At 72.1% G+C, this 14,613-nt stretch carries 15 protein-coding genes; 6 read left to right on the top strand and 9 right to left on the bottom strand.

The window, feature by feature from the left end; all coding sequences use genetic code 11:
• Positions 1 to 665: 665 nt before the first annotated feature.
• A complete protein-coding gene (locus ACYVPE_RS10295) occupies positions 666 to 1,556 on the bottom strand; it encodes a phytanoyl-CoA dioxygenase family protein (RefSeq protein ID WP_461033166.1) in 891 nt (296 codons plus the stop codon).
• 90 nt (positions 1,557 to 1,646) lie between these two features.
• On the opposite strand from ACYVPE_RS10295, the gene ACYVPE_RS10300 reads away from it, so the two are divergent.
• On the top strand, positions 1,647 to 2,486 hold the full coding sequence (locus ACYVPE_RS10300; RefSeq protein ID WP_461033167.1) for a helix-turn-helix transcriptional regulator: 840 nt from the start codon (positions 1,647 to 1,649) through the stop codon (positions 2,484 to 2,486).
• 883 nt (positions 2,487 to 3,369) lie between these two features.
• On the opposite strand, the gene ACYVPE_RS10305 is transcribed toward ACYVPE_RS10300, so the two are convergent.
• The 3 genes from ACYVPE_RS10305 to ACYVPE_RS10315 all read right to left on the bottom strand — a co-directional run bounded on the left by ACYVPE_RS10305 (position 3,370) and on the right by ACYVPE_RS10315 (position 5,470).
• Entirely contained in the window at positions 3,370 to 4,212 is an 843-nt protein-coding gene (locus ACYVPE_RS10305) for an endo alpha-1,4 polygalactosaminidase (protein ID WP_461033168.1), read from the bottom strand.
• On the bottom strand, positions 4,178 to 4,579 hold the full coding sequence (locus ACYVPE_RS10310) for a hypothetical protein (protein ID WP_461033169.1): 402 nt from the start codon (positions 4,577 to 4,579) through the stop codon (positions 4,178 to 4,180). Before ACYVPE_RS10310 ends, ACYVPE_RS10305 begins: the two co-directional genes overlap by 35 nt.
• A gap of 108 nt (positions 4,580 to 4,687) precedes the next feature.
• Positions 4,688 to 5,470: an NADPH-dependent F420 reductase gene (locus ACYVPE_RS10315; protein ID WP_461033170.1), complete on the bottom strand. Its 783-nt coding sequence runs from the start codon at positions 5,468 to 5,470 to the stop codon at positions 4,688 to 4,690.
• A gap of 31 nt (positions 5,471 to 5,501) precedes the next feature.
• Here ACYVPE_RS10315 and ACYVPE_RS10320 point away from each other — a divergent pair, with 31 nt between their 5' ends.
• The 3 genes from ACYVPE_RS10320 to ACYVPE_RS10330 all read left to right on the top strand — a co-directional run bounded on the left by ACYVPE_RS10320 (position 5,502) and on the right by ACYVPE_RS10330 (position 9,071).
• A complete protein-coding gene (locus ACYVPE_RS10320) occupies positions 5,502 to 6,107 on the top strand; it encodes a TetR/AcrR family transcriptional regulator (RefSeq protein ID WP_461033171.1) in 606 nt (201 codons plus the stop codon).
• 184 nt (positions 6,108 to 6,291) lie between these two features.
• Entirely contained in the window at positions 6,292 to 6,846 is a 555-nt protein-coding gene (locus ACYVPE_RS10325) for a TetR/AcrR family transcriptional regulator (protein ID WP_461033172.1), read from the top strand.
• 35 nt (positions 6,847 to 6,881) lie between these two features.
• Positions 6,882 to 9,071 (top strand): MMPL family transporter, encoded by a 2,190-nt coding sequence (locus ACYVPE_RS10330; protein ID WP_461033173.1) that lies wholly within the window; start codon positions 6,882 to 6,884, stop codon positions 9,069 to 9,071.
• A gap of 45 nt (positions 9,072 to 9,116) precedes the next feature.
• On the opposite strand, the gene ACYVPE_RS10335 is transcribed toward ACYVPE_RS10330, so the two are convergent.
• The 5 genes from ACYVPE_RS10335 to ACYVPE_RS10355 form a co-directional block, all read right to left on the bottom strand.
• Complete coding sequence (locus ACYVPE_RS10335; protein WP_461033174.1) at positions 9,117 to 9,794, bottom strand: hypothetical protein; 678 nt, start codon at positions 9,792 to 9,794, stop codon at positions 9,117 to 9,119.
• Between the two features lie 138 nt (positions 9,795 to 9,932).
• Positions 9,933 to 10,151: a hypothetical protein gene (locus ACYVPE_RS10340; RefSeq protein ID WP_461033175.1), complete on the bottom strand. Its 219-nt coding sequence runs from the start codon at positions 10,149 to 10,151 to the stop codon at positions 9,933 to 9,935.
• Positions 10,152 to 10,408: 257 nt separating this feature from the next.
• Positions 10,409 to 11,572, bottom strand: coding sequence for an oxygenase MpaB family protein (locus ACYVPE_RS10345; protein ID WP_461033176.1), 1,164 nt, complete (start codon positions 11,570 to 11,572; stop codon positions 10,409 to 10,411).
• 24 nt (positions 11,573 to 11,596) lie between these two features.
• A complete protein-coding gene (locus ACYVPE_RS10350) occupies positions 11,597 to 12,649 on the bottom strand; it encodes a polyprenyl synthetase family protein (protein WP_461033177.1) in 1,053 nt (350 codons plus the stop codon).
• Positions 12,642 to 12,920 (bottom strand): polyprenyl synthetase, encoded by a 279-nt coding sequence (locus ACYVPE_RS10355; RefSeq protein WP_461033178.1) that lies wholly within the window; start codon positions 12,918 to 12,920, stop codon positions 12,642 to 12,644. Before ACYVPE_RS10355 ends, ACYVPE_RS10350 begins: the two co-directional genes overlap by 8 nt.
• 188 nt (positions 12,921 to 13,108) lie before the next feature.
• On the opposite strand from ACYVPE_RS10355, the gene ACYVPE_RS10360 reads away from it, so the two are divergent.
• Both ACYVPE_RS10360 and ACYVPE_RS10365 read left to right on the top strand, forming a co-directional pair.
• Positions 13,109 to 13,363, top strand: coding sequence for a hypothetical protein (locus ACYVPE_RS10360; protein WP_461033179.1), 255 nt, complete (start codon positions 13,109 to 13,111; stop codon positions 13,361 to 13,363).
• A 150-nt stretch (positions 13,364 to 13,513) separates the two neighbouring features.
• The gene (locus ACYVPE_RS10365) at positions 13,514 to 14,569 is read left to right on the top strand and encodes a xylan 1,4-beta-xylosidase (RefSeq protein ID WP_461033180.1); all 1,056 of its coding nucleotides are present in this window, start codon (positions 13,514 to 13,516) and stop codon (positions 14,567 to 14,569) included.
• Positions 14,570 to 14,613: the final 44 nt, after the last annotated feature.

Here is a 14,613-nt window from a genome sequence, read left to right on the forward strand (position 1 = left end):
GCCGGAATGAAGGAGGCCGACGATGCGCTCGTCGCGCCCTTCGCTCTCGCGTGACTGAGCGCGAGACGGCCAGGCCCATCGCCTGGAGCCAGGAACTCCTCAGGTGCGTCACCGGCTACGGGAAGCGCTGGCCGTGGCCCGCGCTTCCTTCGACGACGGCACCGCCGGTGAGGCCGCACCCCGTGAACAGCTGCTGGACCGCCACAGCTTCTGCACGGCTCTCGACGGCCACCACCGGGGCGAGCACACCACCCTGTTCCCGGCCATCGCAGCCGCCCATCCAGAGCTACGCCCGGGGGTAACAGAGGCAGTCGTGGGGCGGCCCCGGCGCAGCCGCACGCTGAGGCGCCAGGAACGGTCTGTCTCCCCGCCGCCCTGGAGTGCGAGGTCGCCCTGGGGCGGCCTGGCGGCACTTGTCGCCGCAGCACCGGGCGGTCCGCTTCCGCCGGACAGCGCCCCACGACACCACCCGGCAGCCCGGGCCATGACACGTCTGTCACGCCAACAGCCGCTCGTGGCGGCTGGTTTCGGTGTTCAGGATCGCCGCCGTCTTCGCGTCGACGATGACGGTCGGCATCCGGCGGGGCGCGGGGCCCGAGGGGCTTGCCCGGACCGGCCAGCGGCCGGCCTTCTCCTCCTGGCCCTCGGGCGGGCTGGCTCTGTGTTCACAGGCCGTCTCCTTCGTGCCAGTGGTTCTGCCACCGCTGGTCCAGCGCCTCAGCGGCAGCCTGGTGGCGGATATCAGTGGACAGACGGAACTGGCCGGCGGGGTCGCGGTTGTCGAGTGAGGCGTGGATGATGTGGGCGTTGTGGATCACGAGGTCCCCGGCGGCGAAGTCTGTCACCAGCCACCGGGTGTCGTACTCCTCGGCCAGCGCGGGCAGGTCGGCGGTGATCGACGAGGCCGGACGTTTCAGGGTGCCGGCCGCCTCTTGCGCCAGAACCCGGTGGTGGCTTCCCTCCAGGTAGATCAGCGGGCCCCGGGCGAGGGGGATGTCGCCCAGCGGAATCCAGGAGGAGAGCACTCGGTCGGTGCCCTCGCGGAGGTAGACCAGGTCGTAGTGCGCCTGCGTCGCGGTGCCGATCCCGGACTCACCGGGGCCGACGTGCCGGATGATCTTCCGGCGGTGCAGGTGCGGATTCGTGGTGCCGAGGAACCATCGGTGGAAGGCGGTCAGTCGCGGTTGGCGGCACAGTGCCTCGTACTCCGTGCCCGGTACCAGTTCCTGGAACAGGATGCGGCGCAGTGCCGCGTGGTCGAGGGCGTCGGCGGGTGCGGCGACCCCGTCGCCGGGGTCCGTCCCCGGGCGGGTCAGCCCACTGGGTGCCAGGCGGGTGAAGTAGTGGCGGCGGAACTCCAGGACGGTCCCGGGGTCGAGGAACTCCCGCAGAAAGAGGTAGCCGTCTCGGCGGAAGCGGGCGCGCAGGGCTCGTAGGTCGTCGCGCTCCGCGGCGGGCACCGGTTCCAGGCGGCCGAGGCGGCGGGGGTGGGGGTCGAGCCGGTGACCATTCGAGGTCAGGACGCTCGTCAGGGCGGCGGATCCGTTGTCTTCCACGCGGCCCATGGTCGATGCTGCGTTGATCGGCGGGCCATGCACGGATTCGGCTCGTTCTTGGATTCCTGTCGACCGACCGGGAGTACCGCGATGTCCTCCACCGCCTACTACCTCACTCCCCCGTCCGAGGTGCGCGCGTTGGGCCTCGCGGTAACCGGTGTGGGGCGGATCGCCGAGCAGCGCGGCATGTGCGTGCGGCGTAGCCTGACCGGCTACGCGGGCGTCGTCGTCACCGAGGGCTCGGGGCGGCTGTCCTTGCACGGCCGGCCGGGGCAGCACCACACGGTGACCGCGGGCTCCTTCTTCTGGCTGCCGCCCGGTATCCCCCATACGTACGGTCCCGCTCCCGGCGCGTGGTCGGAGTACTGGGTTCTCTTCGAGGGGCCTGCTGCGGCGCGGTACGAGGACCTGGGGTACCTCGGGAGGGGTCCGGCACTGGTCGAGCCGGCGGATCCGGCGGGGACGCGGGCGGTGGTCCGGCGGCTCATGGGGCTGGGGGCTCGGCCTGACTCCCTCGCCCACCATGTCGCCGCGGCAGCCGCGATGCACGCGCTGATCACCGCGGTCGGCCCCACGCGCACGGCACCGGCGGAGCCGTGGGTCGCTCGCGGAGACATCGGGCGACGGGCCCTGGAGATCCTCGCGCGGGACGCCGGCGGCCGGGTGAGCATGGCTGCCGTCGCCCGCGAGCTGTCCGTCTCACGGGACACTCTCGCCACGCAGGTGCGGCGCTTGACGGGGTCGACGCCCAGCGACTACCTCACCCGGTACCGACTGAATCGGGCGAAGCTCCTCCTGGCCCGCACCGACCGGCCGATCGCCCACGTGGCCAGGGCGGTCGGTTACCCCGATCCCGCCTATTTCACCAGGACGTTCAGGCGCCGGATCGGGGTCTCACCCACCAGGTTCCGCCAGCAGCATCCGCGATGAGGCCGGAAGGCCATCCCCGTTGCGCGCCAATCCCGGGCACGGCCTCGTCGCAGGTTTCGACACTTACCGCCGCGTTCGAATCCTCGGTGTGCGCTGCCGCTTCCCGACGTGGTCCACAGCTGCTGTCCTTTCTCAGGTCTCAGGAACGGAGCCACGTGGTGAAGGCGACGTCCCGTTGCCGCGGGCCACCGTCTCCGGTCGCCGCGCCTCGGTTCGAGCGCTGGTTCGCCTCCCCTGACCGCTCCGGCGCATCTGGCCTCGGCCGGGCGCCCCCCGGGGCCTTGTCAGGAACCACCGCCGCAGCCACCACCACCGCCACCTCCGCAGCCACCGCCACCTCCGTCACTCCCGCCGTCGCCGCTACCGCCGATCCATCCGCCGCTTGCTCCGTTCCCGCTCGGCCGCCGCCCGCCCCGCGCCAGGATCGCTATGCCGTGCCCGAGCAACCACACGGTGACCAGTATCAAGATCATCGGAAACACGCCGATCTCCATGGAGGCCCTCCTCGCCAGTCCGGTTCAATTCTGTAGACGCGCTGAGGGGTTCCTTACGTTGCAGGCTCCAGGCATTCGCATAGGCGAATTCCGACCCGCCTCACACGGCAGGGCGATGCACTCCCTCACAGTCGCCTGTCCTGGTGCGGTGAACGCGTCCGCCAGGCGCCGGACGTGCCGGGCTCCCCATGTTCGCCTCGCTCGGCTGCCGGCCGCCGCAGCGAGGCTGGCCCAGCACCTGCCCGCCTTCCGGCCGGCCGGGAGGCGGGCTCGCCGTGCCTGATGGGTTCGTCGCATTCCCCGCCTCGTGCTCGGGTGATGGGCTGACTTGCTCTCTCGGGTCGGCCCGGCCTGTAGGCCGGTGGGCTCGGCTGGGGCGTCGCGGGCGGTCATCCGCCGCAGGACGTCCGGAAGGCCCCTGTCGGTGGCTCGTCCTTGAGCAGCCCGTCGAAGCCGTGCGCCCGGTGTTCGCGGCAGGCCGCCGACTCCCCCACCGCCGGCGGATAGTCCACGGCGAAGACGGCCTTGCCCTGCTCGACGAACACGTCCAGCTCCGCGCACTCGTCGAACTCGGCGCACTCCTCGGGCAACGCCCAGTCGAACGCGTCCACCAGCTCGGCCGCCGAACCCGGCTGGTCATAGCCGTTCTTCATCCCCACCGAGAGCCCGCGGGCGTGGGCCTGTTCGGCCACCTCTCGGTACCAGGAGTGCTGGTCGTCGAGCGTGATCGGAAACCCCGGATCGTTCCCCAGCGGATTGTTCTGGTCGGGTTCGACTCCGTCGCAGCCCATACGCTCGGCCAGATCGAATCGGGCCCAGATGATCTCGGCGAACGCCTCCCGGGACGCCGGCCTGATGTCCAGCCAGTGCTCCTCCGACCAGCCGGTGTCGTTCCCGATCACCACCTCGGGAAACCGTGCCGCGTCGGGCCGATAGCTCTCGTAGGCGCCGGTGTCGACGTAACAGATCACCACCGGCCTCGGCTCGCGCGCGTGCAGCTCCTCGACCGCGCCGGCCAGCGGCCCAGCCGGCACCTCGACGACGTCGCCGTTCGGATACCGCAACTCGGACCCGGCGGGGGCGAGGTCGAAGAGGTCCAGGTCATACATGTCGTGCGGCGCCGACAGGTCATAGGGCTCGCTGATCTGCCAGTCCCAGCTCACCGTCTCCCCCGGCGCCGGCTGCCACCACTCGGGCTCAGCCGACTCCTCCTCGCCGCAGGCGGCAAGCATCGCTCCCACCAACACCGCTGCCGCCGCCAACCGCCAAGCGCGACTCATGTGCACCACGACGCCCCCGCGACGTGTCTGGTTGCGGGTGGTGGGCCCAGGCGGGCCATGGACAGAACTGGCGCCACACGTCCAGGTCATGGCTCTTCAGCGGCGAACCGCGGCCCAACACGGTGGTGGGGCAGAACTCCTCGGTCTCCACGTCGTACGCGACGTGGAAGACCTCGTCCCGCTGCCGGGCCATCGCGGCCGCGGCTTCAGGGCTGGCTCCCCTGCCGACGCCTTCGGTGTTGGTGAAGCCGGGTGAGACGAGGGTGACGCGCAGGTCGGGGCCCGATTCCTGGTGCAGGCCCTCGGTGGGCACCTTCACCGCCTCCACCCCCGTCGACGGCGGTCTACTTCCAGAAGGACCCCGAGCAGATGCTCGAATGGTTCGCCACCCACCTGGCCTGAGCGGACTGTCGAGAACGCCGTGGTCCTAGGGACGCTTGCCGCCGGCGGGGCCGCGGACGGCGCTCGCCGTCAGTTCCCGCACGCGGTCCGCCGGCACGGGGACGCTCGGGGTGTCGAGGAACCAGCGCATGGCTTCCTCGGGTGCGAGCCCTTCCGGCCGCTCCCAGGGGAAGTAGGGCTGGACGTAGACCGGGGTGCCAGGTTCGACGCGCCAGCTGTCGGCGAGGGCGCCGACGTCCACCGCGTCATAGCCGAGTGCGTCGAGCAGGGCGGCCACCTCGGCCTTGGCGGCCGGGTCGTCGCCGGCGATGGGCAGGGCGCTGCGGTCGGGAGCGCCGGCGGGCCGGGCGAGGGTGAGCAGGCTGCGGAAAGCGATGTTGTTGAAGGCCTTGACCACCCGGGAGTCGGGCAACTGTCGCTGCACCAGCTCGCTGGAGGTCGACTCGTTCGCGTCCAACGTGGCGAGGCGGCCGTCGCGGTCCGGGTAGTAGTTCATGGTGTCGATCACGGTCCTGCCGGCCAGTTCGGCGGCCGGCAGCCGCTCGTAGGAGTGCAGCGGGACGGTCGCCACCACGAGGTCACCGGCGCCGGCCGCCTCGGCCGGGGTTCCCGCGCGGGCCCGCCCGCCGAGCTCGGCGACCAGGTCGGCGAGGCTCTCGGGGCCGCGGGAGTTGCTGAGCACGACGTCCAGTCCCGCAGCGACCGCGAGGCGGGCCACGGTGCCGCCGATCATCCCGGCGCCGATCAGTCCGAGGGTCTTCATCGCGATGTCACGTCTCCCTGTCCGATGTTCGTGGCCGAACGACACCGCCGACCAGAAAGCGATACTCGACTATTACTTGCCGAGTGAACCCCAGCCCGTACCGATAGCCATGCTCGACGACATCGCCCGTCGCGCCGGCGTGGGCATCGCGACGCTCTATCGCCGCTTCCCCAACAAGGAGGCCCTGGTCAGGGCCGCCATCGAGCAGACCATCGCCGAGCAGATCGCCCCCGCCATCGAGCGGGCGCTGGGCGACGACGACCCGAGACACGGCCTGGAGACCCTGCTCGAAGCCGCCCTCTCCATGGTGGCGCGCGAGCGCAACACCCTGGCCGCCGCCAACAACTCGGGCGTCCTCACCGCCGAGATCAGCGCCCCGTTCCTCGACTCGCTGACCGTGCTCACCCGTCGTGGGCAACAGGCCGGCCGCATCCGCGCCGACCTCGTCCCCGAGGACACGCAGCGGATCCTCGGCATGCTCGTCAGCGTCCTCTGGAACACCGCCCACCAGGGCGACGACTGGCGCCGTTACCTCGTTCTCCTCCTGGACGCGCTCTCCCCCGAAGGCGCCACTCCCCTACCGCCCGCGGCTCCGACCGCCGAGGGGCCCGACGGCGCGACGGGCCACCCCCTTCACCGGCTCGGGCACGGAGGGAGCGGCGCCACCGGCTGCGCGCCCTGAGTCGACATCGTGCGTTCGCCAGGGGCAGCGAAGCCGCGGCACACCCGCCCCCGTACCCGCACAGCGAGGTCGGGCGACCGGTTTCGTCCACCTTGCGCGAACAGACGCCGTGGCGCCCCGCGAGTGACCTGCGCCACTGACCGATCGGTCAAAGCTGTCCGATCGGTCAGTTACTGTGGAACGCATGGCACGCCCCCCGGCCGCGCTCCGCGGTCAGATCCTGAACTCGGCGCTGCGGCTCTTCGCCGCCCACGGGTTCCGGGCCACCTCGCTCCAGGACATCGCCTCCGACGCCGGCTGCTCCAAGGCGTCGCTGCTCTACCACTTCGCGAACAAGGACGCGCTCCTCACCGAGCTGCTCGCCCCCTTCCGGCGGCGCGCGGCCGAACTGCGGGCCGAGCTGGCGCCGCTGTCCGGCGAGCCCCTGGTGCGGGCGGCCGTGACGGGGTTCGTCGACCTGGCGCTGGCCTTCCGGTACGAGCTCACCGTCCTCTTCCACGACCTGCCGGGCACCGCCGACCACCTCGCGGTCAACCGCGACCCGGACCTGACGCTGCTCGCCTCCCTCGCCGGCCGCTCCGAAGACCCCCGCCACCGGACCTCGGCCTGGCTGGTGTTGGGCGGCGTGGCCGTCTCGGCGTACGTCGCCCCGACGACCGACGCGGTGCTGCGCGAGGAACTGATCCGCACCTCGCTACGGGCACTCGGGCACGACCCCGACCGCCCGCCGTCGTCCTGACCCCCGCATCACCGAAAGAGAGACCAGGCACCACCATGGCATCCCTGCTGTACCGGCTCGGCCGGTTCTCCTTCCGCCGGCGACGGCGCGTGATCGCGCTCTGGCTGTTGCTGCTGGCCCTGCTCGGCGGTTCGGCGGCCGCCTTCATGGGCGAGACCACGGACGAGTTCTCCATGCCGGGCACCGAGTCGCAACGCGCGATGGACGCCCTGCGGAACGACTTCCCGCAGGCCACCGGCGCGTCCGGCACCATCGTGGTGGCCGCCCCCGAAGGGCAGCGGCTCGACCAGGCCGAGATAGCCCCGCTCGTCCAGGAGGCGGGCACCGTCCCCGGCGTGCTCGGCGCGGTGGACCCGTTCACCAGCGGCGCGGTCTCCGAGAACGGCAGGTACGCCCTGATCAGCGTCCAGTTCGACGCGCCCGTCGAGGACCTGACCGGCGAACAGTCCGAGGAGTTCCAGCGGGTCGGCGCCGACGCCGGCGAGCTGCGGGTGGAGCACGGCGGCGAGGCCGTCACCGCCGGCGAGAGCCACGGCGTCAGCGCCACGGAGGCGATCGGCGTCGCGGTGGCCGCGGTCGTGCTGGTCGTCACCTTCGGCTCGTTGGTGGCCGCCGGCATGACGCTGGCCATCGCGCTGGTCGGCGTCGGTGCCGGCATGGCCGGCCTCTTCGCCCTCAGCGGCGCCGTCGAACTGACCGGCACCGCGCCCGTCCTGGCCCTGATGTTGGGCCTGGCCGTCGGCATCGACTACTCGCTGTTCATCATCTCCCGCTACCGGCAGTTCCTCGCCGAGGGAATGGCGGCCGAGGAGGCCGCGGGCCGGGCCACCGGCACCGCGGGCTCGGCCGTGGTGTTCGCCGGCGCCACCGTCGTCATCGCGCTGAGCGGACTCGCGGTCGTCGGCATCCCGTTCCTGACCGTCATGGGCCTGGCCGCCGCGGCGACCGTCGCCGTGGCCGTCGTCGTCGCCCTCACGCTGCTCCCCGCCGTCCTCGGCGTGGTGGGCGACCGGGTGCTCTCCCGCAAGCAGCGCGCCGCGCGGTCCGACGCCGCGGCCGCCCCCGCCGAGAGCGCCGGGGAGCGGGGGGCCGGCTTCCGCTGGGGAGCGCTGGTCACCCGGCTGCCCGTGCCGGTCCTGCTGGCCGGCGTCGTCGGCATCGGGCTGCTCAGCCTGCCCGTGCTCGACATGCGGCTCGCCCTGCCCGACGCCTCGACCAAGCCCCTCAGCTCGCCGGAGCGTCAGGCGTACGACCTCACCGCGGAAGGTTTCGGCCCCGGCTACAACGGCCCCCTGATCGCCGTCGTCACCGCCGACACCCCGGAGGCGGCCACCCGGGCGGCCACCGAGGCCCAGGGCATCATCGACGCGACCGACGGCGTCGCGGCCGTCACCCCGCCGCAGCCCAACGAGCAGGGCACCACCGTCCTGTTGAGCGTCACCCCCACCACCGGCCCGACGGAGGCGGGCACCGAGGACCTCGTCCACACCATCCGCGACGAGGTCCGCGACCTCGACGACGCCGAGGTCGCCCTCACCGGCACCACCGCCGTCGGCATCGACGTCTCGGAGAAGCTGGCCGACGCCCTCCCCGTCTACCTGCTGCTGGTGGTCGGCCTGTCCATCCTGCTGCTCATGGTGGTCTTCCGCTCCGTGCTGGTCCCGGTGAAGGCCGCCCTCGGCTTCCTGCTCACCGTGGGCGGCACGTTCGGCATCACCGTCGCCGTCTTCCAGCAGGGCCACTTCGCCGACCTCATCGGCCTGGAGGCCACCGGACCGCTGGTCAGCTTCCTGCCGATCCTGCTGATCGGCATCCTCTTCGGCCTGGCCATGGACTACGAGGTCTTCCTCGTCTCCCGGATGCGCGAGGACTACGTGCACGGCGCCGCGCCCCGCGAGGCCACCATCGCGGGCCTCGGCCACAACGCCCGGGTCGTCACGGCCGCCGCCGTCATCATGATCGCCGTCTTCGCCGGCTTCATGCTCACCGACGACCCGATCATCAAGTCCATCGGCTTCGCCCTGGCCATGGGCGTCTTCATCGACGCCTTCGTCGTGCGCATGACGCTCGTCCCGGCCGCGATGTCCCTGCTCGGTCGCGCCGCCTGGTGGCTCCCCCGCCCCCTCGACCGCGTCCTGCCCAACCTCGACATCGAGGGCGAGGCCCTGCAGCGACAGCCCACCCCCGTGGCGAGTGAGGCCGAGAAGCAGCCCGTCGCCCTCTGACCGCGGCGCACGGCGGCCGGGCGGATCACCCGCCCGGCCGACCGGTCAGTGCTTCGCGGCGTCCCACGGCTCGCCGACCCAGCTGTCGAAGGCGCGCAGCAGGACCAACAGCGCGGCCCCCAGGCGCCAGTCGGTCTCCGGCGCGTGCAGGAGCAGCCGGTCGCCGCCCGACCTGAACTCCAGCCTGGCCCGCCCGCCCGCGCGCCAGATGATGCGCCGGGGCCCACGCGCGACGTCACCACCGCCGGCGAACAGACTGGCCAGGACGATCAGAGCCTGCACCGGCCACAGCGGCCACCACAGGCACCACCAGAAGATCCGCCCCTTGAAGCCCACCGCTTCGGGACCACCTGCCTGCGTCACCGTCCAGCGGGTGCGCAGGCCCCTGCCGCGCAGCGCCTTCTCACGCACGAACGTGCCGATCAGCTCGCCCTGCGGGCCCAACACCTGGAACGTCGCGACACCGCTCGCGGCAGAGGTGGTCACCAGGGTCGCCACCCGCTCCCGACGGTGCTCGTCGGTCCACAGGACGAAGGAACGCGCCCCACTGGCCCGGGCGGCCAGGTACGCGGGGATGCCGCCCGGCGGCAACTCGCGCTCCGCGTGTGCGACCACCCGTGGCGCCCCCGATCCCTCGGAGAACTCGACCCAGGTCTGGACCGGTTCCGGAGTGCCGCCCGGACCTGCGGGACGGCGGACTTTCATGGTCAGTACGCTGCTCACCCGACGTGCTCCCCGTTGTGTGCGGAGCCCTCCGGTGTCCGAGGCTCCCTGGCTGATCCTACGGACGGCGCCGACGGCGACGACAGCCCCCTCCCCTCCCGACTCCGGCCTCTACGCCGCCCCTTGGCGGCGGGGGTGTCAGTCGGGTGGGACGCCGTAGCGCTCGCGCAGCTCACGGATCAGCGGCACCGTGGGGAACCCGGCGGCCACCGCGGCCACGACGACCGTCCCGTCCTCGTTCTGGTAGTGCTGCGGCGTCGACCACCGCGGTTCCAGGCGCGGGTCGGCGGCGAACGCCCGCAGCAGGGCGTCCATGACGCGGACCGCCTCCGCGTGCGAGGAGGCCCGAAGGACCACCGCGCCCCGCGTCGGCCCACCGGCGCACGCGTCGACGTCTGAGGCGCGCCCACCTCCCGCGCATCAGTGCTTCCACCCCGTGCGAGCACGGTGGCGCGGGTCCTCGCCCAACAGGGCGACGTCGGCGGTCTCGGACTGGCGGCGGTCGACGTCGTCGCTCGGCGGGCCAGGCGCGACGAAGCCGGGCCCGCCGGGAGGCGGAGGTCGTCGGAGCGGATGAGCGAGTATGGGGCCCGTGATCCGCGAGAGTGCCCGGGTCACTGGGAGACAGTGGCGGCGGGCGGGGTCCAGCGGTGGGTGCGGGGCACTGTGCCGGGGACGCCGTAGTCCTTCTTGAGGTGTTCGGGGATGGCGTAGTGCATGACGCGTCCGCGGGTGAGGGAGGACAGCTCGAAGGTGGTGGTGAGATGGCCGAGGCGGTCCAAGGCCCAGGCTCCGAGGGGGGAGCGGTCCTCGATGGTCTCCAGGACGCCGAGAACGTGGGGCACGGCCTTGACGACGGTGTCCCACGGGGTGCGGGGCACCTGGAGCCAGTCGGCGCAGGTGTCGCCGATGAGGTAGCGGATGAGTGCGGAGACCATCGGGTCGAAGAAGGTGCCCGGCGTGACCTCCTCGTAGAGGTCGATGAGCTGTCGGGTGAGGTGGGCGCCTTCCTCGGAAGGCCCCATGTGCCGGATCATGTAGAGGTCGAGGAACCGGCGGGCGTCGTCGAGGGTCCTGGGGACGGCGTCCTGGTCGACGCCGAGCATGGCGCCGACGACCCGCCAGGCGTAGTAGTAGGCTTCCGCGCCCTCGGTCGACATGTGGATGCCGAGGCGGTGCAGGCTGTCGAGGACGAGCAGCGAGAAGAACATCTGCCCGCCGATCATGTCCTCCTGGCAGATCGGCGTCCCGAGCGCCTCGGTGTCCCAGCGGTTCTCGCGCCTGAGGTGGTGGCGGATGGAGGCGTGCAGGAGGCGGACCTTCTGGGCCGCGGGGAGGAAACGGCTGTCGGCCTCGAAGGCGCCGGGCTGCATCAGGTAGACGGTGAACTGGCCGGTCTCCGCCATGCGTTTCGAGGGGTAGTTCAGGCCGTGGGTGGCCGACAGCAGTCGCGCCACGCGCGGGACGACGTAGCAGGCGGGCATGGCGGCGAAGGACAGCGCGGTGGAGATGTGCACGTTGTTGTCGATGAAGAAGAGCCGGGCCCGCTCCATCTCGTCCCAGTCCACCCAGGTCGGCGGGACGCTCGTGGCCTGAAGGTACTCCCGGGCGACGTCGGGCAGCCCGTCGGGCAGGGGAGCGCCGGCGGTGGAGACGTAGCGCATCAGGGTGTTGAACTTGCCCACCTCCCCGCGTTCGAAGAGGGCGGCGACGGTGGCGTCGGCGAGTTCGTCGCCGGCCCGCTGGAGGGCGTCCATCGATGCCTCGGTGGGGGTCATGGTGGGGCTCCTTGTGTGCGGAGGTCAGGACAGGCGGACGGCCGCGGAATGCGCCAGCGTGGTGAGGGCCGAGGCGGCGTGCGCGGGGGCGTTCAGCTGGTGCAGTGCGCCGAGGGCCTCCTCGACCCGGGCGGTGATCATGGCCTCGACGCGGTCGGGGGACCTCAGCCGGCGCATCACCTCGCGGACCCCTTCCAGACCGTCGGCGTCCAGGTCGGGTCGGCCGAGGAGGGCGCGCAGTCGTCGCCGTTCGTCGTCGCCGGCGAGGCGCCAGGTCTCCGCCAGCAGGGCGGTTGGCCGGTGCCCGCGCACGTCGTCGTTGTTGGCCTTGCCGGTGCGTTCCGGGTCTCCGAACAGGCCGAGGATGTCGTCGCGGAGCTGGAAGGCCTCGCCCAGCGGCAACCCGTACGCGGAGTAGCCCCGGCGCAGCCGCTCGCCGGCCCCGGCCAGGGCGCCGCCGATCAGCAGGGGCTGCTCGACGGTGTACTTGGCGGTCTTGTACCGGATCACCTTGAGCGATGTCGCGGTGTCGGGATCGGCGCCGGTGCGCAGGATCTCCAGGCACTCGCCCGCGATCAGCTCCCGGGCGAGTAACGACCACAGCGGGCGGGCGCGCGCCAGGTAGGCGGCGGGCAGGCCGCTGGTGGTGAACAGCTGCCCGGCCAGCGACATCAGCAGATCCCCCACCAGCATGGCCAGCGACCTGGCGGCGGAGGCGGCCCTTGGGCCCTGGGGCACGGCGCCGCACAGGGCGATGTGGACGGTCGGCCGGCCATGCCGCAGCGGGCTGTCGTCGATGAGATCGTCGTGGACCACCGCGGCGGCGTGGACGAGTTCCATCGAGGCCGCAGCCCGCACCATCGCGTCGCTGTCCGGCTGCCCCACCGCGCGCCAGCCCCAGTAGCAGAACGCCGCGCGCAGCCGTTTGCCCTGCGTGACCGTGGCCTCCAACTGGTCGGCCACCGGGCCGAGTACCGGGTCGATCGCCGCCAGCTGCTCGGCTTCCCGGACGACGAAGTGATGGAGCACCTCGTCGACACGGGTCCTGAACGCGGCCGGCTCCCAGCGGTCAGGCATGGTCCGTGGCCCGCCGGGCCAGGGCGTGTCGGGCGAGAACCTCGAGGTGGGCCGGGGGGACGGCGGCGTACCGGTCCAGCGCCAGGCGGCCGCGCGCCCTCAGATCGTGCTCGGCCTCCGCCGCCAGCTCCGCGGCGTCCGAGCGGCGCAGCAGTCCGCGCGCCGCACCCAGTGCCGAGCCCAGTGTGCTCACCGCCAGGTCGGCCAGCCCGGCCGCCAGCAGCACTGCCTGCTCGTCCAGGCCCCCGCGTCGTTCCGCTTCCTGCGTCATCCCGTCCCCTTCGTCCGCGGCGCGTTCGGGCGGCGCCGCTCGCGCGCCATCCTCCCCAGCATCGCGTCACAGCGGTCACATGAAGCGAAGACCACACGATCGAGCGCATATCTCGCACACCTGCGCGAATCACGACTCCCGTAGCCCACACCCTCCCAATAATTCGAACAAGTGATTGAATATGGGTCATGGTGACCCCTGGCTTCCCCGACGACCTGGTCCGCGATCAGCACGCCTGGAACCACGCCTACCGGCAGTTGGCCGTCTGCCGACCCGAGGAGTACGCCGTGCTGCGCCGGCGGCTGCTCCACCTGTCCTGCCGCATCGCCTACCACCCCCACTGGGCCGGACGCCGCTCCCCCGCCAGCTGGGCCGAACTGCGCCGCCACACACGACAACAGCACCAGCGGCAGGCCGCCCAGGTGCTCGCCCGGGCGGCATGAGAACCGCCGAGGACGGCGTGGCAGGGTGGTACCGACTCGCCTCTGGGCGAGGCCAGTTGTCCTGCCATACGATCAACCGTGCCTTCAGACATGGAGAATTCGGGTCGTAGGTCGGGGCGTCGCGCGCGCGGTTCGCTGTGGGGGGTCGCGGTGTTGCTCGCCGCCCTCGGGGTCGCCGCTCCGGCGGGCGCGTCGGACGTGCCGGAGGCGCCGAGGGCCGCGGCGCCGTTCCAGGCCGGGATCACCCACACCCAGCAGAGCGTGGACGGCGACGCCGAGTCGCGGGCGCGTGCCGAGGCGGTGCTGGAGTCCGTCGGGCCACTGCAGAACCAGCACCTGATGGGCTGGGGCGCCGAGAACCCCGAGCCGGAACCGGGCGTCTACGACTGGGCCAGTCTCGACGAGCGCATCGCGCTCATCGAACGGACCGGTGGCGTGCCGGTGATCACCCTGTGCTCGGCGCCCGGGTGGATGAAGGACTCCGACGACTGGGACATGGACGCCGCGCCCACCCCCGAGCACTACGACGACTTCGCCGACCTGGCGGTGGAGACCGCGCGGCGCTACCCGCAGGTGCGCTACTTCCAGGTGTGGAACGAGTTCAAGGGCTTCTGGGACGAGGAGCGCAACCGCTGGGATCACGAGGGCTACACCGAGCTCTACAACCTGGTCTACACCCGGCTCAAGGAGCACGATCCGGATCTGGTCGTCGGCGGCCCCTACGTCTCCCTCAACGTCTACGCGGACCCCGAGCGGATGAGCCACCCCTCGGAGCTGAGTGGCGACTGGGGCACCGTCGACCAGCGCGACCTGGACGCCATCGAGTACTGGCTGGAGCACAACGCGGGCGCCGACTTCCTGGCCGTCGACGGCTGGTCCCGCACCAGGGACGGCTACCACCCGCCGGCCGAGCGCGCCGGGGACATGTTCCGCGCCGTCTCCGAATGGCTCGTGGACCGCTCCGCACTACCGGTCTGGTGGTCCGAGTTCTACGCCCCGCTGGCGGCCGACGGCTACGAGAGCTCCCCCACCGCGATCCGCTCCGTGCTCGCCGGCATGCGGGACGGCGGGGCGTCGGTCGCCCTGTGGTGGGGGCCCGAGTGCGACGGCTCCGGCTTCCCCTGCGTCTGGACCTCGACCAGGGAGGCCGGCGGCGGCCGACCGACCGACTACCTGCCGGTGCTTCGGGAGTTCACGGCCGACTGACGCCGGCACCAAGCCCCCTGGCCCCTGGGCAGATCCGGAACAAC

Source organism: Streptomyces mayteni, from assembly GCF_054783955.1.